At 67.0% G+C, this 22,739-nt stretch carries 7 protein-coding genes and 1 pseudogene; 5 read left to right on the plus strand and 3 right to left on the minus strand.

What is annotated here, in order from left to right; translation table 11 throughout:
• The first annotated feature begins 219 nt into the window (after window positions 1-219).
• A complete protein-coding gene (locus G6N41_RS19835) occupies window positions 220-12,819 on the plus strand; it encodes a type I polyketide synthase (RefSeq protein WP_198965454.1) in 12,600 nt (4,199 codons plus the stop codon).
• A 72-nt stretch (window positions 12,820-12,891) separates the two neighbouring features.
• Window positions 12,892-15,552, plus strand: a complete 2,661-nt coding sequence (locus G6N41_RS19840; RefSeq protein ID WP_198965455.1) for a sugar epimerase family protein — start codon at window positions 12,892-12,894, stop codon at window positions 15,550-15,552.
• A gap of 141 nt (window positions 15,553-15,693) precedes the next feature.
• Here G6N41_RS19840 and G6N41_RS19845 read toward each other — a convergent pair whose 3' ends face one another.
• The gene (locus G6N41_RS19845) at window positions 15,694-16,533 is read right to left on the minus strand and encodes a bestrophin family protein (protein WP_231608611.1); all 840 of its coding nucleotides are present in this window, start codon (window positions 16,531-16,533) and stop codon (window positions 15,694-15,696) included.
• Window positions 16,534-17,105: 572 nt separating this feature from the next.
• Window positions 17,106-17,786 (minus strand): hypothetical protein, encoded by a 681-nt coding sequence (locus G6N41_RS19850; protein WP_198965456.1) that lies wholly within the window; start codon window positions 17,784-17,786, stop codon window positions 17,106-17,108.
• Window positions 17,787-17,864: 78 nt separating this feature from the next.
• Here G6N41_RS19850 and G6N41_RS19855 point away from each other — a divergent pair, with 78 nt between their 5' ends.
• The 3 genes from G6N41_RS19855 to G6N41_RS19865 are packed head-to-tail and all read left to right on the plus strand — an operon-like array spanning window position 17,865 to window position 21,888.
• The gene (locus tag G6N41_RS19855; RefSeq protein WP_198965457.1) at window positions 17,865-19,370 is read left to right on the plus strand and encodes a carboxylesterase/lipase family protein; all 1,506 of its coding nucleotides are present in this window, start codon (window positions 17,865-17,867) and stop codon (window positions 19,368-19,370) included.
• Window positions 19,371-19,375: 5 nt separating this feature from the next.
• Window positions 19,376-21,376: a DUF7064 domain-containing protein gene (locus G6N41_RS19860; protein WP_198967936.1), complete on the plus strand. Its 2,001-nt coding sequence runs from the start codon at window positions 19,376-19,378 to the stop codon at window positions 21,374-21,376.
• Window positions 21,373-21,888: a gluconokinase gene (locus G6N41_RS19865; protein WP_198965458.1), complete on the plus strand. Its 516-nt coding sequence runs from the start codon at window positions 21,373-21,375 to the stop codon at window positions 21,886-21,888. The genes G6N41_RS19860 and G6N41_RS19865 overlap by 4 nt, the downstream gene beginning before the upstream one ends.
• Window positions 21,889-21,968: 80 nt before the next feature.
• Here G6N41_RS19865 and G6N41_RS19870 read toward each other — a convergent pair.
• Window positions 21,969-22,700, minus strand: a pseudogene (locus G6N41_RS19870) (DoxX family protein); the annotation flags it as partial.
• Between the last annotated feature and the right edge of the window lie 39 nt (window positions 22,701-22,739).

A 22,739-nucleotide genomic window follows, 5' to 3' on the forward strand; every position in this document is an offset into this window, starting at 1 on the left:
CCGCATTGGCGCCCGCCCGTTTCGCAAATAGCTGGGACTATTGGACGTTTTGAAATCTTGCCGGAGTTGGCGATACTCACCAGCGACATTCTTCGGTCGGAACGCAGCACGACGGTGGTCGAAAATGCAGCGACATCGCTTCGTGCAGCAACTTCCGTGATCCGGCGAAGGCCGGCGGTCGACGACCAATTGCTAGATGAGGGTTAGGCGAGGTCAGTAATGGTTGATCAACTTCAGCATGCGACCGAAGCGTTGCGCAAAGCGCTGGTCCAGGTTGAGCGCCTCAAGCGCACCAATCGTGCGCTGCTGGAGCGGTCGAGTGAGCCGATCGCGATCGTCGGAATGTCATGCCGTTTCCCGGGCGGGGTGGATTCCCCCGAAGGCCTGTGGCAGATGGTGGCCGAGGGCCGCGACGTGATGTCGGACTTTCCCACCGACCGCGGGTGGGATCTGGCCGACCTATTCGACCCGGATCCGGACACGCCGCACAAGTCCTACGCGAGCACCGGCGGCTTCGTCGACGCCGTGGCCGACTTCGACCCCGGCTTTTTCGGTATCGCCCCCAGCGAGGCGCTGGCGATGGACCCGCAGCACCGGATGCTGCTGGAGCTGTCCTGGGAGGCACTGGAGCGCTCCGGCATCGATCCGACCGGCTTGCGCGGCAGCGCCACCGGTGTGTTCGCCGGACTGATCGTCCAGGGCTACGGCATGTTCGCCGAGGAGATCGAGGGCTACCGCCTGACGGGCATGACCTCCAGCGTGGCTTCGGGTCGGGTGGCGTATGTGCTGGGGTTGGAGGGCCCGGCGGTGTCGGTGGATACGGCGTGTTCGTCGTCGTTGGTGGCGTTGCATATGGCGGTGCAGTCGTTGCGGTCCGGTGAGTGTGATCTGGCGCTGGCCGGCGGTGCCACCGTCAATGCCACCCCGACGGTCTTCGTGGAGTTCAGCCGGCATCGTGGGCTGGCGCCGGACGGGCGCAGCAAAGCCTATGCGGGCGCCGCCGACGGGGTCGGCTGGTCCGAGGGCGGCGCCATATTGGTGGTGGAGCGGCTTTCGGATGCGCAGCGGTTGGGGCATCCGGTGTTGGCGTTGGTGCGTGGTTCGGCGGTGAATCAAGATGGGGCCTCCAATGGGTTGACGGCTCCCAATGGTCCGTCGCAGCAGCGGGTGGTGCGTGCGGCGTTGGCCAATGCGGGGTTGAGTGCGGCTGAGGTTGATGTGGTCGAGGGTCATGGGACTGGGACCACGTTGGGTGATCCGATTGAGGCGCAGGCATTGTTGGCGACCTATGGGCAGGATCGCGGGTCGGCTGGGGCGGCTGGGGCGGCTGGGGCGGCTGGGGCGGCTGGGGCGGCTGGAAAAGCGTTGTGGTTGGGGTCGATCAAGTCGAATATGGGTCATACTCAGGCCGCGGCGGGGGTTGCGGGTGTGATCAAGATGGTGCAGGCGATGCGCCATGAGGTGTTGCCTGCGACGTTGCATGTGGATGTGCCGTCTCCGCATGTGGATTGGTCGGCGGGTGCGGTGGAGTTGTTGACCGAGGCGCAGCCGTGGCCGGCTGAGACGGCGGGGGATCGGGTTCGGCGTGCGGGGGTGTCGTCGTTTGGGATCAGTGGCACTAATGCGCATGTGATTGTGGAGGCTGCTCCTCGGGTTGAGGTTGGTGGGTCCTCTGGTGGTGCGGTGCCGGTGGTGCCGTGGGTGGTGTCGGCGAAGTCGGGTTCGGCGTTGGGGGCGCAGGCGGCGCGGTTGGCGGCGCATGTGCGGTCTCACGATGAGCTTGATGTTGCTGATGTGGGGTGGTCGTTGGCGGGTCGGTCGACCTTTGAGCATCGTGCGGTGGTGCTTGGGGCTGATCGGGATGGGTTGCTGGCCGGGTTGGATGAGTTGGCCGGTGACGAGTTCGGTGGGGCTTCGGTGATTCGGGGTGTGGCTGGTGCCGCGGGTAAGACGGTGTTCGTCCTCCCCGGCCAAGGCTCCCAGTGGATCGGCATGGGTATCGAATTGCTCGACACCGCACCGGTCTTCGCGCGCCACATCGAGTCATGCGGCCAGGCCCTCGCGGAATTCGTCGACTGGTCGCTGCTCGACGTGCTCCGCGGCGCTGCGGGGGCGCCCGGGCTTGACCGGGTCGACGTCGTGCAGCCGGTGCTGTTTGCGGTGATGGTGTCGCTGGCCGAACTGTGGAAGTCGGTCGGGGTGCGCCCGGATGCCGTCATCGGGCACTCCCAGGGCGAGATCGCTGCCGCATACGTGGCCGGTGCGCTGTCGTTGCGCGATGCCGCCAAGGTGGTCACCCTGCGCAGCAAGCTGCTTGTCGGACTGGCCGGACCGGGCGGCATGGTGTCGGTGGCCTGTGGCGAGCAACAGGCGCGGGAGTTGTTGGAGCCCTTTGGCAATCGGGTCAGCATCGCCGCCATCAACGGCCCCTCGGCCGTAGTGGTCTCCGGCGAGGTGGCAGCGCTCGAGGAACTGATCCCGCAGTGCGCGGACCGGGAGCTGCGCACCCGTCGCATCGACGTGGACTATGCGTCGCACTCGGTCGAGGTGGAGGCGATCGAAGGCCAGCTGACCGAAGTTCTGGCCGGGATCGAGCCGCTTTCGTCGCGGACCGCGTTCTTCTCGTCGGTGACCGGAAGTCGCTTGGACACAGCAGAATTGGATGCCGAGTACTGGTATCGCAACATCCGGCAGACGGTGCAGTTCGACCAGGCCGTGCGCAGCGCGTGTGGCCACGGATACCGCACCTTCATCGAATCCAGCCCGCACCCCGCGCTGATCGCCGGTATCGAGGACACCTACCGCAACTGCGCGGCCGATTCCGGTGCCGACCCCATCGTCGTGCCCACCTTGGGTCGGGAAGACGGTGGGCTGCAGCGATTCCTGGCGTCGGCCGCCGCGGCCTTCGTGGCCGGCGTGAATGTGGACTGGCGCGGCCTGCTCGACGGCGCCGGTCTGGTCGAGCTTCCCACGTATGCCTTTGAGAAGCGGCGCTTTTGGCTCTCCGGAGAGGGCGTCAGCGTCGACGCATCCGGACTGGGGTTGAGCGCCGGCGGGCATGCGCTGCTGGGCGCTGTCGTGGAGCTTCCGGAATCGGGCGGTGTCGTGTTGACCGGCCGCTTGGCGCTCGGCGCGCACGGCTGGCTGGCCGATCACGCGGTGTCGGGGGTAGTGGTGTTTCCCGGCACCGGGTTTGTCGAGCTGGCAATCCGGGCCGGCGACGAAGTCGGCTGCTCGGTGGTCAACGAGCTCACACTGCGCACGCCGCTGGTACTCCCGGCATCGGGTTCGGTTGCGGTACAGGTGGTCGTCGGTGCCGCCGCCGATTCGGCGGAGCGCAGCGTTTCGATCTACTCCCGCAGCGACACCGATGCCGGCTCGGTGTGGGTCTGCCACGCCGAGGGAACCCTGGGCGCCGACTCCGCCCAGCCCGCGGCCGACCTGTCGGCCTGGCCTCCCGCTGGAGCCATCGCGGTCGACGTGGCTGACGGGTACGAGCGGCTGGATGCACGTGGGTACGGGTATGGGCCCGCGTTCCGTGGACTGACTGCGATGTGGGCGCGTGGCGAGGAGCTGTTCGCCGAAGTCCGGTTGCCCGAGGCGGCCGGATCTACCAGCGGTTTCGGCGTGCACCCGGCGCTGCTGGATGCCGCGCTGCACACCGCGGTGATCGCCAATCCCGACGCGGAGCTGGTGTTGCCGTTCTCCTGGCAGGGCGTGTCTCTGCACGCGGCGGGGGCCGCGGCGGTGCGGGTACGGATCGCGCCGGTTAGCCCCTCGTCGGTCTCGGTGGAACTCGCCGACGACCTTGGTCTGCCGGTGCTTTCGGTCAAGGCGATGGTGGCCCGCCCGGTAACCGAGCAGCAGATGCGCGCCGTGGTGTCCGCATCCGGTCCAGACCGGCTGTTCGAGGTGGTCTGGACGCCGATGACGGTTGCCGCCACCGATGCGGCACCCGCCTATGAACTCTTTGAATCCGTTGCGGCTGAAGGAGATCCGCTCAGCGGGACCTATCAGCGCACCCATCAGGCGCTGGCGGCTGTGCAGTCGTGGCTGACCGAACATGATTCGGGCGTGCTGGTGGTGGCCACCCGGGGCGCCATGGCGCTGGCCGGCGAGGACGTCACCGATCTGGCCGGCGCGGCGGTATGGGGATTGGTGCGCTCGGCGCAGACCGAGAACCCAGGCCGGCTGGTCCTGGTTGATTCCGACGCTGCGGTCGACGCTGCGGCGGTAGCGACGGCCCTGGCGGTCGGCGAACCACAAGTATTGCTGCGCAACGGGCAGCCCTATACGGCGCGGGTGCACGCCAGCCGCGCCGCAGACGGCATCCTGGTGCCGCCTGCCGACGGGCCGTGGCGGTTGGGGCTGAGCAGTGCAGGAACCTTCGAGAATTTGCAGCTGGAGCCGGTTCCCAATGCCGGCGCGCCGCTGGGCCCGGGCCAGGTGCGGGTGGCCATGCGCGCCATCGCCGCCAACTTCCGCGACATCATGATCACGCTGGGCATGTTCACCCACGACGCCTTGATCGGCGGCGAAGGTGCCGGCGTTGTCGTCGAAATCGGGCCGGAAGTAACCGAATTCGCGGTCGGCGATGCGGTATACGGATTCTTCCCGGACGGCAGCGGCACGTTGGTGGCCGGCGACGTCAGGCTATTGCTGCCCAAGCCCGCCGACTGGTCCTACGCTGAAGCGGCCGCAATCTCAGCCGTTTTCACCACCGCTTACTACGCGTTCGTGCACCTGGCCAATGTCCAGCCAGGCCAACGGGTACTGGTCCACGCCGCGACCGGCGGGGTGGGCATGGCGGCCGTGCAGTTGGCCCGGCACCTGGGTCTGGAGGTGTACGCCACCGCCAGCAAGGGCAAATGGGACATCTTGCGGGCCATGGGCTTTGACGAAGACCACATCTCGGATTCGCGCAGCCTGGAATTCGAGGAGAAATTCCGCGAGGTCACCGGCGGCCGTGGCGTCGATGTGGTGCTGGACTCGCTGGCCGGCGAATTCGTGGATGCTTCGCTGCGCCTGCTGGGCCCTGGCGGGGTGTTCCTGGAGATGGGCAAGACCGACATCCGCGACCCCGGCGTCATCGCCCAGGAATATCCGGGCGTGCGCTATCGCGCATTCGACCTGTTCGAACCCGGTCGCCCGCGCATGCACCAGTACATGCTCGACCTGGCCGGGCTGTTCGACGCCGGAGTGCTGCGGCCACTGCCGGTCACGGCCTTCGACGTGCGGCGCGGCCCGGCGGCGTTGCGCTACCTGAGCCAGGCCCGCCACATCGGCAAGGTCGTGATGACCATGCCTGCCGACCAAGGTGGTGCGCTGGGTGGCGGAACGGTATTAATCACCGGTGGAACCGGCATGGCGGGTTCGGCGCTCGCGCGGCACCTGGTGGCCCACCACGGCGTGGCCCATCTGGTGCTCATCAGCCGGCGGGGCCCCGCCGCACCGGGGGCCACCGAGCTGGTAGCCGAGTTGAGCGCTGCCGGAGCACAGGTCGAGGTGGTGGCCTGTGACGCGGCCGACCGTCCGGCGCTGGCCAAGGTGATCGCCGAGATTCCCGCGCAGCGGCCGCTGTCCGCCGTGGTCCACGCCGGTGGTGTGCTTGATGACGCGGTGATTTCTTCGCTGACCCCCGAACGTGTCGACACGGTGCTGCGAGCCAAAGTCGATGCCGCGTGGAACCTGCACGAGTTGACTCGTGATCTGGATCTTTCTGCGTTCGTGATATTTTCATCAATGGCCGGCGTGGTCGGATCTTCGGGCCAGGCCAACTATGCGGCGGCCAACACGTTCGTCGACGGCCTGGCCGCACATCGACGGGCGCACGGCGTGCCGGCTATTTCGCTGGGCTGGGGCCTGTGGGATCAGGCCAGCGACATGACCGGTGGAATGGATGCCGCCGACCGGGCCCGGCTGGGTCGTGAGGGTGTCTTGGCGCTGTCCTCCGATTCGGCAATGGAACTGTTCGACACCGCCCTCATCGTCAACCAGGCGTTCCTGGCTCCGGCCCGGATAGATCTGACCGCACTGCGCGCTCACGCGGTGGCGGTACCGCCGATGTTCAGTGATCTGGTCAGCGCTCCGACCCGGCGTCAGGTCGACGACGCATTGGCCGCGGCGAAATCGAAATCCGCGCTGGCACATCGCCTGCACGGACTACCGGAGCCCGAGCAGCACGCCGTGGTACTGGACTTGGTGCGGTCGCACATCGCCACCGTGCTGGGCACCATCACGCCCGAGGCCATCGACCCGGACAAGGCGTTCCAGGAGCTGGGCTTTGACTCGCTGACCGCCGTCGAAATGCGCAACCGGATCAAAACGGTTACCGGACTTTCGCTTTCGCCGACGTTGATCTTCGACTACCCAACCCCCAACGGTTTGGCCAACTACATTCGTGCCGAACTCGCTGGTGCCCCGCAAGAGATCAAGCACACCCCGGCCGTACGCGTCACCGGTGACGATCCGATCGCGATCGTCGGCATGTCATGTCGCTACCCCGGTGGCATCGAGTCGCCGGACGACCTGTGGGACATGCTGATGGCTCGTCGCGACGTGCTGTCTGACTTCCCGGCAGACCGAGGCTGGGATCTGGCCGGCCTGTTCAACCCGGATCCTGACGTGCCCGGCGCTTGCTACACCCGCACCGGCGGTTTCGTAGACCGAGTTGGTGATTTCGATCCCGCCTTCTTCGGTGTTGGGCCCAGTGAGGCGCTGGCGATGGACCCGCAACAGCGGATGTTCCTGGAGCTGTCCTGGGAAGCCTTGGAGCGCTCCGGGATTGAGCCGGGCGGTTTGCGTGGCAGCGCCACCGGTGTGTTCGCCGGGGTGATGACGCAGGGCTACGGGGTGTTCGCTGCCGAACCCGTCGAAGGCTTCCGTCTGACCGGGCAGCTCTCCAGCGTGGCTTCGGGTCGGGTGGCGTATGTGCTGGGGTTGGAGGGCCCGGCGGTGTCGGTGGATACGGCGTGTTCGTCGTCGTTGGTGGCGTTGCATATGGCGGTGCAGTCGTTGCGGTCCGGTGAGTGTGATCTGGCGCTGGCCGGCGGCGTCACCATCAATGCCACCCCGGACATCTTCGTTGAATTCAGTCGTTGGCGTGGATTGTCAGCGGATGGACGCTGCAAAGCCTTCGCGGGCGCGGCCGACGGCACCGGGTTCTCCGAGGGCGGCGGCATGTTGGTGGTGGAGCGGCTTTCGGATGCGCAGCGGTTGGGGCATCCGGTGTTGGCGTTGGTGCGTGGTTCGGCGGTGAATCAGGATGGGGCCTCCAATGGGTTGACGGCTCCCAATGGTCCGTCGCAGCAGCGGGTGGTGCGTGCGGCGTTGGCCAATGCGGGGTTGAGTGCGGCTGAGGTTGATGTGGTCGAGGGTCATGGGACTGGGACCACGTTGGGTGATCCGATTGAGGCGCAGGCGTTGTTGGCGACCTATGGGCAGGATCGTGGGTCGGCTGGGGCGGCTGGAAAAGCGTTGTGGTTGGGGTCGATCAAGTCGAATATGGGTCATACTCAGGCCGCGGCGGGGGTTGCGGGTGTGATCAAGATGGTGCAGGCGATGCGCCATGAGGTGTTGCCTGCGACGTTGCATGTGGATGTGCCGTCTCCGCATGTGGATTGGTCGGCGGGTGCGGTGGAGTTGTTGACCGAGGCGCAGCCGTGGCCGGCTGAGTCGGCGGGGGATCGGGTTCGGCGTGCGGGGGTGTCGTCGTTTGGGATCAGTGGCACTAATGCGCATGTGATTGTGGAGGCTGCTCCTCGGGTTGAGGTTGGTGGGTCCTCTGGTGGTGCGGTGCCGGTGGTGCCGTGGGTGGTGTCGGCGAAGTCGGGTTCGGCGTTGGGGGCGCAGGCGGCGCGGTTGGCGGCGCATGTGCGGTCTCACGATGAGCTTGATGTTGCTGATGTGGGGTGGTCGTTGGCGGGTCGGTCGACCTTTGAGCATCGTGCGGTGGTGCTTGGGGCTGATCGGGATGGGTTGCTGGCCGGGTTGGATGAGTTGGCCGGTGACGAGTTCGGTGGGGCTTCGGTGATTCGGGGTGTGGCTGGTGCCGCGAGTAAGACGGTGTTCGTCTTCCCCGGCCAAGGCTCCCAGCTGCTGGGAATGGGCATGGGCCTGCACGCCGGATACCCGGTCTTCGCCGAGGCGTTCAACACCGTTGTCGGAGAGCTGGACCGCCATCTGTTGCGCCCACTGCGTGAGGTCATCTGGGGCCACGACGAAAATCTGCTCAACACAACGGAGTTCGCCCAGCCGGCGCTGTTCGCCGTGGAAGTCGCGTTGTACCGGCTGCTGGAGTCCTGGGGTGTGCGACCCGATTTCGTGATGGGGCACTCGGTCGGTGAATTGTCGGCCGCCCACGTCGCCGGTGTCTTGTCGCTGGAGAATGCGGCGGTACTGGTGGCCGCGCGCGGCCGGCTCATGCAGGCGCTGCCCGACGGTGGCGCGATGATTGCCGTGCAGGCAACCGAAGAGGAAGTTCTGCCGCTACTCGGTGCCCAGGTCACCATCGCGGCCATCAACGGACCGGCGTCGGTGGTGATCTCGGGCGCCCAGGACGCGGTGAGCGCCTTGGCCGAGCAGCTTCGCGCCGACGGCCGCAGGGTGCACCGGCTAGCCGTCTCGCATGCCTTCCACTCGCCGCTGATGGATCCGATGATCGACGAATTCGCAACGGTGGCCGGTGAACTCACGGTCGGTGCGCCCACCATCGGGATCATTTCCAACCTGACAGGGCAGCTGGCCGGAGAGGACTTCGGCTCGGCGGCCTACTGGAAGCGTCACGTCCGGGATGCGGTGCGGTTCGCCGACAGCATCCGCTTCGCGCAGTCAGCCGGTGCCGCCCGATTCCTGGAAGTTGGCCCCAGCAGCGGTCTTACCGCATCGATCGAAGAGGTGCTCTCCGATGCTGCGGTGACCAACCCGGTGGCCACGGCCTCCGCGCTGCGCAAGGATCGACCGGAGCCGGTGAGCCTGGTGAGCGCCGTGGCAGGGGTATTCGTCGCCGGCACCGCCGTGGACTGGCGAGCCGTGGTGGGGCAGTCCAACTTTGTGGAGTTGCCGACCTATGCCTTCGAGCGGCGACGGTTCTGGCTCTCGGGGGATGCAGTTGCCGCCGACGCGGCCGGCTTGGGGCTGCAGGCCGGCGAACACGCACTGCTGGGCGCGGTGGTGGAGCTCCCCGCATCGGGCGGCGTGGTGCTCACCGGCCGCTTGTCGCTTGCGGCGCAGGGCTGGCTGGCCGACCACGCCGTCGGCGGTGTGGTGATCTTCCCGGGTGCCGGCTTCGTCGAGCTGGCCATTCGCGCCGGCGACGAGGTGGGCTGTCGAGTGGTCGACGAACTGACGCTGGCCGCACCGCTGGTACTGCCGCCCGGGGGCTCGGTCGCGGTACAGGTGGTAGTCGGTAGCCCCGATGACTCTGGTGCCCGCGCGGTGTCGGTGTACTCGCGTGGCGACGCCGGCTCGGACTGGGTACTGCACGCCGAGGGCTCACTGGGTTCTGGTTCGCCGGAGCCGGCCACCGATCTGTCGACGTGGCCGCCGGTCGGCGCCGTCGAGGTGGAAAACGCCGACGGATACCAGCAGTTGGCCGAACGTGGGTACGGCTACGGCCCGGCGTTCCGTGGCCTGAATGCGATGTGGCGTCGCGGCGACGAAGTGTTCGCCGAGGTTGCCTTGCCCGCCGACGCCGGGGTATCGGTGTCCGGCTTCGGTATTCATCCGGTGATGCTGGACGCCGCGTTGCACGCGGTGATACTGGCTTCCGATGGCGCCGACGATTTCGGGGTCCCCGAGGGTTCGGTCCTGGTTCCGTTCGCCTGGCAGGGCGTGACGCTGCATGCCGCGGGAGCCTCGGCGGTTCGGGCGCGCATCGCGCCCGCGGGGCCATCCGCGGTCTCCATCGAATTGTCCGATGGGCTGGGACTACCGGTGCTCTCGGTTGCGTCGATGCTGGCAAGGCCAGTGACCGATCAGCAGCTGCGGGCTGCGGTATCAGGGCCCGGACCCGATCGCCTGTTCGGGGTGGATTGGACGGCGCAGCCCTCGGCCGAATTGCAGCCTGTGCCGGTACGTATCTGGGGCGCAGCGGAGTCCGAAGGCGATGACGACCCCGGGGCCTCGGTGGTGTTCGAGTCCGTGCCTCAGGCCGGTGAGGCGGTGGCGGGTGTGTATGCGGCCACCGCCGCCGTGCTCGAGGTGCTGCGATCCTGGCTGTCCCGTGATGGGGCAGGGCAATTGGTCATCACCACGCGCGGCGCGGTGGCGCTGCCGGACGAGGATGTCACCGATCTGGCAGGCTCGGCGGTATGGGGATTGGTGCGCTCGGCACAGACCGAGCACCCCGGTCGAATCGTGTTGGTCGACACCGATACGGAACTTGACGAACATGCTGTGGCGGCGGTGTTGGCCGCCGGCGAGCCGCAGGTGCTGTGGCGCAACGGCGAGGTGTACACCGCGCGGGTACACGGCAGCCGCGCGGTTGCCGGCCTGCTGATGCCACCGGGTGATGGCCCGTGGCGCTTGGGTATGAGCACCGCGGGCACGTTCGAAAACCTGCGCCTGGAAACGATTCCCGACGCCGACGCCGCGCTCCAACCGGGGCACGTTCGGGTCGCCTTGTCGGCGATGGCCGCAAACTTCCGCGACGTCATGATCGCGCTGGGTCTCTACCCCGACCCGGACGCGGCGATGGGCGTGGAAGGCGCCGGTGTTGTCGTCGAAACCGCCTCGACAGACGGGCGTTTCGCGGTGGGCGACCGGGTCGTGGGTCTGTTCCCGGAAGGCACCGGGACAATCGCCATTACCGACCACCGGCTGCTGGTCAAGATCCCCGCGGGTTGGTCTGACACCGCGGCCGCCACCACCTCGGTCGTGTTCGCCACCGCCTTCTACGCGCTGCGGGACTTGGCCTCGGTGCAGCCCGGACAGCGGATCCTGGTGCACGCGGCCACCGGTGGCGTCGGCATGGCGGCCGTGCAGCTGGCCCGGCACTGGGGTCTCGAGGTATTCGCCACGGCCAGCAAGGGCAAGTGGGACACGTTGCGGGCCATGGGCTTTGACGAGGACCACATCGGTGACTCGCGCAGCCTGGAATTCGATGACAAGTTCCGGGCGGCCACCGGCGGGCGCGGCATGGACGTGGTGCTCGACTCGTTGGCGGGCGAATTCGTCGACGCGTCGCTACGGCTGGTTGCCCCCGGCGGTGTCTTCTTGGAGATGGGCAAGACCGACATCCGCGAGGCCGCGGTGGTCGCCCAGCAGCACACCGGTGTGCGTTACCGGGCCTTCGACCTCTTCGAGGCAGGGCCGGATCACATCGCGCAGATCCTCGCCGAGCTCGCCGCGCTGTTCAGCGAGGATGTGCTGCGGCCTCTTCCGGTGATGACATTTGACGTGCGGCGCGCGCCGGCGGCCTTGCGCTACCTGAGCCAGGCCCGCCATGTCGGCAAGGTCGTGTTGACCATGCCCGACGCGTGGGCGGCAGGCACGGTACTCATCACCGGTGGCACCGGGATGGCAGGCTCGGCGCTGGCCCGCCATGTGGTGGCTCACCACGGGGTGCGTCAGTTGGTCCTGGTCAGTCGGCGTGGTCCGGACGCTCCGGGGGCCGCGGAGCTGGCCGAGGAGTTGAGCGCCTTTGGCGCCCAAGTCCAGATGGTCGCCTGTGACGCCGCCGACCGGGCGGCGCTGGCCAAGCTGATTGCCGATATTCCGGTGCAGCACCCGCTGTCCGCCGTGATTCACACCGCTGGGGCGCTGGATGACGCGGTGGTCACCTCGCTGACGCCCGAGCGCATGGAAACGGTGCTGCGGGCAAAGGTGGATGCGGCGTGGAACCTGCACGAGCTCACCCGCGACATGGATTTGTCCGCGTTTGTGATGTTTTCGTCGATGGCCGGCCTGGTGGGTTCGTCGGGCCAGGGCAACTACGCGGCCGCCAACTCGTTCCTGGATGGGCTGGCCGTACACCGGCAAGCGCACGGCCTGCCGGCGATTTCGCTGGGGTGGGGTCTGTGGGATCAGGCCAGCAATATGACCGGCGGATTGGCAGCGGTCGACTTCAAGCGGTTCGCCCGAGACGGCATCGTGGCCATGTCCTCCGATGAAGCGCTCGGATTGCTCGACACCGCAATGGTCCTCGGCGAACCATTCATGTTGCCCGCCCACATCGACTTTGCCGCATTGCGGGTGAAGTTCGACGGCGGGACCCTGCCGCCGATGTTCGTTGATCTGATCAACGCGCCCACTCGACGTCAGGTCGATGATTCACTGGCCGCGGCGAAGTCGAAATCGGCTCTGCTGCAACGCCTCGAAGGACTGCACGAAGATGAGCAGCACGCCATCTTGCTGAACTTGGTGCGCTCCCACATCGCGACCGTGCTGGGCAACTCCAGCCCGGACGCGATCGACCCAGACCGTGCCTTCCAGGAACTTGGCTTCGATTCGCTGACCGCGGTCGAGATGCGCAACCGACTCAAGTCGGCGACGGGGCTGGCGCTTTCGCCCACGCTCATCTTCGACTACCCGAACTCCGCCGCTTTGGCCGGTTACATGCACCGGGAACTGGTCGGCGCGTCGCCGCAAAGCGACACCACGGCCGAGGCACCCGGGGAAGCCGAACTGCAGCGGGTGGTCGCCTCGATTCCGGTCAAGCGCCTGCGCCAAGCCGGGGTGCTGGAACTGTTGCTCGCGTTGGCAAATGAGACCGGCGGCAATGGGCAGGCCGCGGTGACCGCGGAGACCAGCGAGGAAGATCTAGCGGACATGGACCTCGACGCCTTGGTCAACGCGGCGTTCATGAACGACGACGAGTAGACATGAGCCGCACCCGCAGAGGTGCAGAGTAAAGCGATGAGGAGGAGCGGTGCTCACTAGCGAGGAAACTCAGTGAGGGTCGCGGTCACCGGGGCCGGCGGGGTACTGGGCCGTGGCCTGGCCTCCCGATTGCTCAGCCAGGGCCACGAAGTCGTCGGGATTTCGCGCCGGCGGCCCGACAGCTGGCCGAGTCAGGCCGACTTCGTTGCCGGCGATATCCGCGACGCGGCCGCGGTCCGGCGCGCGATCACGGGCGCGGACGTGGTCGCCCACTGCGCATGGGCCCGGAACCCGGGTCCGGACGGCCGGATCAGCCAGCAGATCAACATCGACGGAACCCGCAACGTCTTGGATGCGATGGCAGCCTGCGGTACCGGCCGCATCGTGTTCACCAGCTCCCCCCACGTCTACCGGCCGGGTCTGCCGATGCCGGCCACCGAACACGTTGCGGTGGCGCCAGCTTCGGCCCAGGGGCGGCACAAGGCGGACGTCGAGCAGATGCTGCAGGAGTCCGGTGCGCAATGGGTTGCCGTGCGTTCGGCGCTCATCGTCGGGCGCAACATCGACAACTGGGTGCGCCGGTTGTTTGCTCTGCCGGCGTTCCCCGACGGTTCGGCAGATGACGTACTGCAGGTAGTGCACTTCGACGACGTACTTCGGCTGCTGACGCGCGCGGTATCGGACGTCGGTGCGGGCACCGGTCGGGTCAATCTGGCCGCCCCGGGGCTGCCCACGTTGCGCGAGATCGCCACGGCACTGCGACGCCCCATCCTGCCGGTCGGCGCGGCGCTTCGCCGCATTGGGTCGGTCGCCGAATTCCAATTGGTGCATGCCGTTCCCGTGATGGATACCGCACGGCTGCACGATGAATGGAAATTCCAGCCGGCCTTCACCGCCGAGGAGTCCGTCGAGGACTTCGCGCTGGCCGTGCGTGGCCGAGTCTCGTTGGGCAGACGGGTGGTATCGCTGCCCTGGCGACTCGCCAACATCCAGGACCTGCCCGCCGTCGACGCTCCCGCGCAAGACGGTGTGGTTCCGCGGCTGGCGGGCCCGGAAGGCGTCAACGGGGAGTTCGACACACCTATCGATCCGCGTTTCCCGACGTTTCTGGCCACCAATCTGTCCGAAGCGTTGCCCGGTCCGTTCTCGCCCTCATCGGCATCGGTCACCGTGCGTGGCCTGCGTGCGGGCGGCGTCGGTATTGCCGAACGGTTGCGGCCAGGTGGAGTGATTCAGCGCGAGATCGCAATGCGCACCGTCGCGGTGTTCGCCCACCGGCTTTACGGCGCCATTACATCGGCGCACTTCATGGCCGAGACAGTGCCATTCGCCAAGCCGGCGATGATCGTCAGCAACAGCGGGTTCTTCGGCCCGAGCATGGGCTCGCTGCCCATCTTCGGCGAGGAACGCCCACCGTCAGAATCCAGCTTCGTGCGCCGGCAACTGCGCACCGTCCGCAATATCGGCGTCTTCGGCGTCAACCTGGTCGGCCTGAGCGCCGGTTCGGCCTTGGACACCAACGATTTCATCGCCGATGTCGACCGCCTGGAACAGCTTGCCGGGGGCGATGTCACCACGCTTGACGATCGGCGCCTGCTGAGCCTGATTCTGCTGGCCCGCGACCACGTGGTGCACGGCTGGGTGCTGGCTTCGGGTTCCTTCATGCTCTGTGCCGCATTCAACGTGCTGTTGCGCGCCGTGAGCGGCCGCGACACCGCCCCGGCCGCGGGGCCCGAACTGGTCAGCGCCCGTTCGGTGGAAGCGGTACAGCGCCTGGTGGCCGCGGCGCGCCACGACGAAGCCGTGATTCGGCTGCTGTCCGAACCCGGGGACCGCCTCGGCAAGCTGGCGGTGGCGGCGCCGCACTTCTACGACGCAGTGCGCCAAGAGCTTTCGCTGATTGGGCACCGCGGTCCGGCGGAAGTCGAGATGATGTCGACCAGCTACGCCGACAACCCGGAATTGTTGGTCGGCATGGTGGCCAAGACATTGAGCACCTCCTCGGTGCCGCAGCCGCCAAAGCCGTCGATTCCCTTGCAGGCCAAGCCGATTGCGGTGCTGGCCGCACGTCAACTGCGTGACCGGGAAGCGCGCCGAAACAAGATGGTTCGCGCGATCTGGGTGCTGCGCGCCCTGCTGCGCGAGCATGGGCGCCGGCTGGCCGAGGCCGGTGTGCTGCACGCCCCCGACGATGTCTTCTACCTCTTGGTCGACGAACTCGACGCACTGCCCGCGGACGTGGCCGAGTTGGTGGCCCGCCGCCGCGCAGAACAACGCAGGCTGACCGCCGTCGTCCCACCCACGGTGTTCAGTGGGAAGTGGGAGCCGTCGACCGCCTCGGCGGCGGCGCTAACGGCCGGGGGCAGCTTGCGCGGAGTCGGCGTCTGCGGCGGACGGGTGCGTGGCCGGGTGCGGATCGTGCGTCCGGAGACCATCGACGAACTAGAGCCGGGCGAAATTCTGGTCGCCGAGGTCACCGACGTCGGCTACACGGCTGCCTTCTGCTATGCGGCGGCCGTCGTCACCGAACTGGGTGGCCCCATGTCGCATGCGGCTGTGGTGGCCCGCGAGTTCGGGTTCCCCTGTGTGGTGGACGCCCAGGGGGCCACCCGGTTCTTGCCGCCGGGCGCGCTCATCGAGGTCGACGGCACCACCGGGGAGATCCAAGTGCTTGAGCTGGCGGCCGAAGGCGATTCATCGGTTACGCAGAGCGATCCCGCTGACTTGGGCTAGGCGGCGAGTTAGTAGCCACAGAAATCACCCGGGCGCTAACCCGCAGCCCCTCCTCGCGCCAGAGCTGGCGGATGCGCTCGTTGTCGACCCGCCAGCCGGCCCGGCGGGCCATGCGTTGAAGCCCCTCGGGCACGCGAGCTGCTAAATGCCCGCCTGGGCGTAGACATTCTTGTGGATGGTTTCGCAGATTTCCTCGTGGGGTAGGTCGTTTGCGTCATTCGCGAAGGGGCTTTCGATCTCGACGGCGATTTCCTCGATGCCGAAGAACGTGTAGGCGATGATCAGGACGTCGACAATGGTGGTCCAGCCGAAGGTCTCGACCATGGCGAAGGGAAGGGTGAAGCAATAAAGTACAAGCGCCCGGCGCAGGTGAACGGCGTAGGCGAAGGGCATGGGCGTCTTGCGAATTCGTTCGCAGCCACCGAGATAGTCGACCAGGAGCTGAATGTTCTGGTCCATCGACGTGAGCATGATGTCAGAGATCAGGCCGCGCTCGCGCGCCTCCCGGAGGCAATCGGACATGTTGCCGGCGGCAGCGAGAGCGGGATGCTGGGCGTCGAGCGCCTCCTGCGCCTCGGCGGGCGGAAGTTCGGTGATTTGTGGCCCGAGGCCTTCGGTACCGCGCAGACGGTGCATGCAAGCCCAGGCAAAGGTGGCTGTCCATCGGGTGAGCCGGGCCACCAGCGCCGAATCCCCCTTCATATATACGCTGGCGCTCCGGACGAGGTTCCGTGTTTCATTCACGATGCCTCCCCAGAGTTTGCGCCCCTCCCAGAAGCGGTCATAGCTGGAATTGGTGCGGAAAACCAGAAGGAGACCGAGAGCGAGGCCCATCAGGGTGTGCAGCTGGAACGGCATGCCGACCGGAGCGACATAGTTGTGAAAGGCAACAACCGCCGCCGACCACGCGACACATAGGGAGACTCGACCGCTGATCTCCCGGACCAGCGAGCCGCGGATGTCAAAAAGTGGTCCAGCCATTTGTGCGAGTCGTATTCGATCATGATCTACTTCGCGTAGTTGGGATAGACGGGCTCTGCAGGCGCGGGCGCGGGGGTTCTTCGTGAGGGCTTCCATGGCGACGGTTACGGCGCACTCCAACCGCGGATCATGCCCCTATCGCACCGCCGCCGGATGCTTCCAGATTTCGATGTCTGGCGCAACACTTTGCTTCCGCGTCGGCGGCGCCGGACGTGTTGCGGAAGGCGAGGTTGGGAGCGGTGAGCGAACCGCCATCCTGAGCGGCGGAAATCCGACGATGCCCACCGGCCCCCCTCAGGGGCGGGTGCCGACCAACGGGGCCACCTTGTGGAAGCGGAAGCAATTCGGCATGGCATCGCCGCCGGATCCCCGCACCCACACTGCGCAAATCAGGTGACGACGTCAACCGTAGCTGGCCGATGCGGGCGAGATCGCGAGGTGAAATCTGTTGATATGTCTACAAACCCGCCACAGTCGGGCAAGTCGTCGGCCCCACCGCGTCGCCCGCCAAGGAGGGGCTACCTTTCCATTGCACTGGCAATCGCCGAGGCGGCACGGGCGACAGGCACGCCTCAGCAGCTGAACGCGGCGCCCACACCGTCGGGCGGCGGCACCGACCGCAGGCAACCGAACGGCTCGACGCCGGCGCTGCTGAGCCCAATGGCGGACTGATGGGCGTAGTTGACGCAAAAAACGCCGGCCTGATCGGCGCGGCAGCGGTAGTCGCCGAACGACAGGGAATCGCCGTTGGCCAACTCGGGCCCGTTGCCGTTGGTGAACGGTCCCGGGTCGCCTCGGGAGGCCCCGACCCGCAAGTTGGTGCCGTCAAAATCGACCCAGCCGCCCTTCCATTCGCCGTAGGCGGTGGGGGGTGGGGGAGATGGGTTGGTCAGGCTGACCAGGCAGGCCATCGCGTCACCGGTGTGCTTGGTGTCGGTCAGGCAGGACACTTTGCCGCCTTGGGCGCTGAATGCGATATCGTCGCCGAGCTCGGTGGTGACATCCTCTCGCGTCACACCGTGATAGCGCGCCGGATCAGCGGCCTGACCAGCCTCTATCCAGGCAATGGCCTCGGAGATCGGCGCCCCGGTCGACGGCACCTTCAACGCTGTGGGAAGTTTGCTAGTCGAGGAAGAAACGCTACTGCTCGGCGTCGCTGGGGTGCTGGTCTGCGAACGACCCGAGTTGCTGTCGACGTCATGTGCGCACCCGGCAACCAGCAAAGGTACTGCGACTAGCGCGGCGATTCGCATCCCGTCAGGCTAGCCGCCCTGAGGAGATTTCAAGTGGTACGCACGCCGTGTGCGTTTCGGGTCCGCTAACGTCGGGTTATGCATGAGCGCACCGTCCGCGCCCGCACGGCCACCGGCATCGTTGAAGGCTTCACTCGCGACGGCGTGCACCGCTGGCGGTCCATCCCCTACGCGCGGGCTCCGATCGGCCCGCTCCGGTTCCGCGCGCCGCAGCCCCCGCAACCCTGGTCGGGTGTCCGCCACTGTCATGGGTTCACTCACTGCTCGCCTCAGCAGCGCCGCTACACCATGCTCGGCCTGGGCAAATACCAGCCGATGAGTGAAGACTGCCTGACCCTCAACGTCGTCGCACCCGAAGCCCCCTCGCATCAACCGCTGCCGGTCATGGTCTTCATCCACGGTGGGGGCTACATCCTGGGCAGCTCGGCGACTCCGATATATGACGGCGCGGCACTGGCGAGGCGAGGCTGCGTCTATGTTTCGGTCAACTATCGGCTGGGCGCGCTCGGGTGTCTGGATCTGTCTTCGCTGTCGACACCGGACATCGCCATCGACGGCAACCTGTACCTGCGCGACCTGGTGATGGCATTGCAGTGGATCCAGGACAACATCGCGGAGTTCGGTGGTGATCCGGACAACGTCACCATCTTCGGGGAAAGCGCGGGCGCGCATATCACCGCCACGCTGCTGGCGGTTCCGGCGGCCAAAGGTCTTTTCGCCCGGGCGATCTCGGAGAGTCCGGCCGCCGGTATGGTGCGTCCGCGGGAAATCGCGGCCGAATTCGCGACACGCTTTGCCCAACTGCTCGATGCGCGCAAGCACGACGCCGCCAGCGCGCTGATGCGGGCGAGCGCGGCCCAACTGGTGCAAACCCAGCACCGGCTGATCGATCAGGGCATGCAGAAACGCTTGGGCGCCTTCCCAATCGGCCCAACCTTCGGTGATGACTGTCTGCCGCTGGACCCCGTCGAGGCCATGCGCGCCGGGCAATCACACAAAGTGCCGCTCATCGTCGGCACCAACGCCGACGAGGGCCGCCTGTTCACCCGGTTCCTCAAAATGCTGCCGACCAACAAGGCGATGATCGATGAGTTGCTCGCCGACACCGAACCGGCTACCCGTGAACGCATCACCGCGGCCTACCCGAACTATCCGGAGTCCGCTGCCTGCATACAGCTGGGCGGTGATTTCGCATTCAACGCCGCGGCCTGGCAGATCGCCGAAGCCCAAGGAGCGCACGCTCCCACGTACCTCTATCGCTATGACTACGCGCCACGGACATTGCGCTGGTCCGGGTTCGGGGCCACGCATGCGACCGAGTTGTTCGCCGTCTTCGACATCTATCGAACCAGGTTCGGCGCGCTGCTGACCGCCGCCGCCGACCGTAGACACGCGTTGCGGGTCAGCGACGAGGTGATCCGGCGCTGGCGCTCGTTCAGCCAGACCGGTACGCCCGGCGAGGACTGGCCGGCCTACACGCACACGCGTCGCGCGGTCATGGTGATCGACCGCAAGAGTCGCGTCGAGATCGATCCGCACCAGCATCGCAGGCTGGCGTGGGACGGCTTCTCGCTGGCGCAGTGAACGTCATGAACGACGAGGGCGACCAGAACTCGGGCATCATCGAAGAACCCGGCGACCTCACCGCGTCGTGGCTGACCGAAAAGATCGGCGCCGGGGACGTCACCGAATTCACTGTCGAGCGGATCGGCACCGGCCAGATGAGCGAATGCTACCGCGTCCAGCTCACCTACGCGGTGCCCGGTGGTCCGTCATCGGTGGTGCTCAAGGTCGCGGCCACCGATCCGATGAGCCGCCAGACCGGCCAGGCGCTGGGGCTCTACGAACGCGAAGTTCGCTTCTACGCCGAAGTGGCGCCGCGTCTGGGTGGGCCGATAGCGCCGTGCTATCACGCCGCCGTCGACGCCCAAACGGGCGCATTCGACCTGCTGCTCGGTGATGCGGGGCCAGCGCTGGTCGGCGACGAGATTGCTGGTGCCACGGTCGCACAGGCGCAGCTCGCGGTCAGTCAGCTGGGGCGGCTGCACGGTCCGCTGCTCGGTGACGCGGCACTGGCCGAAGCGCCATGGCTCAAACGTGATTCGCCGCTGAACCAAGCCATGGTCAACGGGCTGTACAAGGGGTTCCTCGACCGCTACGGCGAGCAGATCGATCCACGAAGTCGCATGGTGTGTGAACGGTTGGTGGCGGCGTTCGACGGCTACCTGGCTCAGGAGTCGTCCCGAGGCGCAATCCAGGGCTTGGTGCACGGTGACTACCGTTTGGACAACCTGCTTTTCGGCGCCGCCGGTGCCGAGCGGCCGTTGACAGTGGTGGACTGGCAGACCGTATCTTGGGGCCCGGCTCTGACAGATCTGGCCTACTTCCTGGGCTGTGCCCTGCAGCCGAATGAGCGGCGCGCGCACTACGACGACCTGCTGCGGACCTATCACGATGCGTTGGGCCCGCAAGCGCCGATCACGCTCGAGCAAGTCGCCGAAGAGGTGCGGCGGCAGAGCTTTTTCGGCGTGATGATGGCGATCGTGTCATCGATGCTGGTGGAACGGACCGACCGGGGCGATCGGCTGTTCATGACGATGCTGCACCGCCACTGCGAACACGTTCTGGACACCGACGCCCTGGCCACGCTGCCGGATGCGGCACCGCCGGAACCGTTGTGCCCGGGTGAGCAAGACGAAATGGCGCACGAGCCCACCGATGAGCCGCTCTGGAGTGAAAGCTGGTACGCCGATTTCGTTGATGCCGCACAGGGGTTGGGCGGCTGGTTTCGTCTCGGCCGAATAGCGAACCAGCAGAAGGCGTGGGTACACGCGTTGCTGTGCGGGCCCGACATGGCGACCGTGGCTGTTGCCGACATCGAGGTCGCGCTGCCCGATGACCCGTGGGCGGTGCGAACCGGTGATATCGAGCTGCGCCACCATGCCACGGCACCGCTGCAGACCTATGCGGTGCAGCTGCGGGCGCGAGGCCAGGCATACGAGGACCCGTCAGCGTTGCTGCGCGGGGAGCCCGGGGATCCGGTCGAGGTAACGATGAACCTGGCCTGGACTACCAACGGAGTCCCTTACCGATACCGGCTGACGTCGCGTTACGAGATCCCTTGCACGGTAGCGGGTACCGTGACCGTCGACGGGACGCACTATCGCGTCGATGCGGTCCCCGGACAGCGTGACCATTCCTGGGGCGTGCGCGACTGGTGGAGCATGGACTGGATGTGGAGTGCGCTGCATCTCGACGACGGAACCCACCTGCATGGGGTGAACATCCAGCTCCCGGGCACTCCCGCCTTCAGCGTCGGCTATGTTCAGGATTCCGGCGGGAACCTCACCGAGCTGCAGGCCGTGAACTTTCGGGAAGCCTTCGGCAGCAACGGCTTACCGCAGAACACGACGTTGATTCTGAAACCGGGTGATATCACGGCGAAGGTCGACGTACGTGCCCACGCGCCGGTACGCCTGAATGCTTCCGACGGGCGCGTGAGCCATTTCCCGCGCGCGTGGGTCGCTGTGGTCACCACGGATGGTCGCAGCGGCGTCGGGTGGATGGAATGGAACCGCAACCAGGTGTGAGCGTTCACCCGTCGCCAAAGCCGTCACCGATCGTGGTGATGGGTGTATGCGGGGCAGGAAAGACGACGGTAGCGGCGGCGCTGGCACAGCGGTTGGGGGTGCCGTTCATGGAGGCCGACACCTTGCACCCGAAAGCGAACGTCACGAAGATGGCCGCCGGCAAACCCCTTGACGACGATGATCGCCGCCCCTGGTTGCGGCGGGTCGGGCGCTGGTTGGCCGACCATCCCGGCGGGGGCGTGATCAGTTGTTCGGCGCTGGCGCGCCGGTACCGCGACACGCTGCGGGAGAACTGTCCGCAGGTTGCGTTTCTGCATCTGAGCGGTTCCGCAGAACTGATCGGCCGCCGTTTGGCCGCCAGGTCCGATCACTTCATGCCGGCCACCCTGCTGCGCTCCCAACTGGACACATTGGAGCCGCTCGGTGACGACGAGCGAGGTGTAACCGTGGACATCGACGGTGTGGGCGGCGATGTCGAACCGATCGTCGAGGCGTTCCTGGCCAGTGGCTAGTGCCGACGGCCCCTAACCGGGGCCTCGACCCGCGCACGCGCGGTGTCGGCGAGCTGGGTGCCTTGGTGGCGTGCGGTCTAGGCAAATTCAGCCCCGCGAACGCGGGCGCTGTGGGCCAGGCGCTCGCCCCGCCTGCGTGCCGCCTCGGCCAGCGGGGCGCCTTTCTCCGCTGCGGTGCTGGCCAGCTCGCGGCCACGTTCCAGCGCGGCTTCCGCGTAGGGGGCGCTCTTCTCCGCTGCGGTGCTGGCCAGCTCGCGGCCGCGCTCGGCTCCCGCCTGTATGCCATGCACGATCTTGTCGCCCAACTCGGACTCCAGCCGCACGTCGTCAGACCCCGGTAGAGCCGAAGACACCGCGCCGGACAGCTGCTCTGCGGCCCGCCGGCCCCGCCAGGCCAATGACGGCTTGCCCGCGGTATCGGCGGACGCGATGATCAGTCGGCCGAGCAGGCTTACGTCGGTGAGAAACTCCCGTCGCTTCTGGGCTTTGCGGTCCGGGTCTGGCTCGTTCCAAAAAATTTGGGCGCCAAGGCTTCCCGGTACCACGGTCAATGCCAGCGCAGCGGAGGCCAGGCGCGGCAACCGGCCCGTCGCCAGGAGCAGACCACCGCCGATCTGCACGGCGGCGTTGATCTGGGCGACGGTTTCGGGATCCGCCGGAACTCTGCTGCCCATCGGTTCCGGCAGGGTACGCAAACCCGCCACCGCGGGTGCGGCGGCCTGCGCCGCCGGCTTGGGGTTCAACAGCGACTCGACGCCCTGGCCGATGAACGCCGCCGACAGCATGGGTCGTGCGATTCTACGGATCAACATGACTCTCGTATTACCCGCTGCGCCGGCGAACAAACCCAC

Source organism: Mycobacterium shottsii (assembly GCF_010728525.1).
GTDB classification, from domain to species: Bacteria; Actinomycetota; Actinomycetes; order Mycobacteriales; family Mycobacteriaceae; genus Mycobacterium; species Mycobacterium marinum.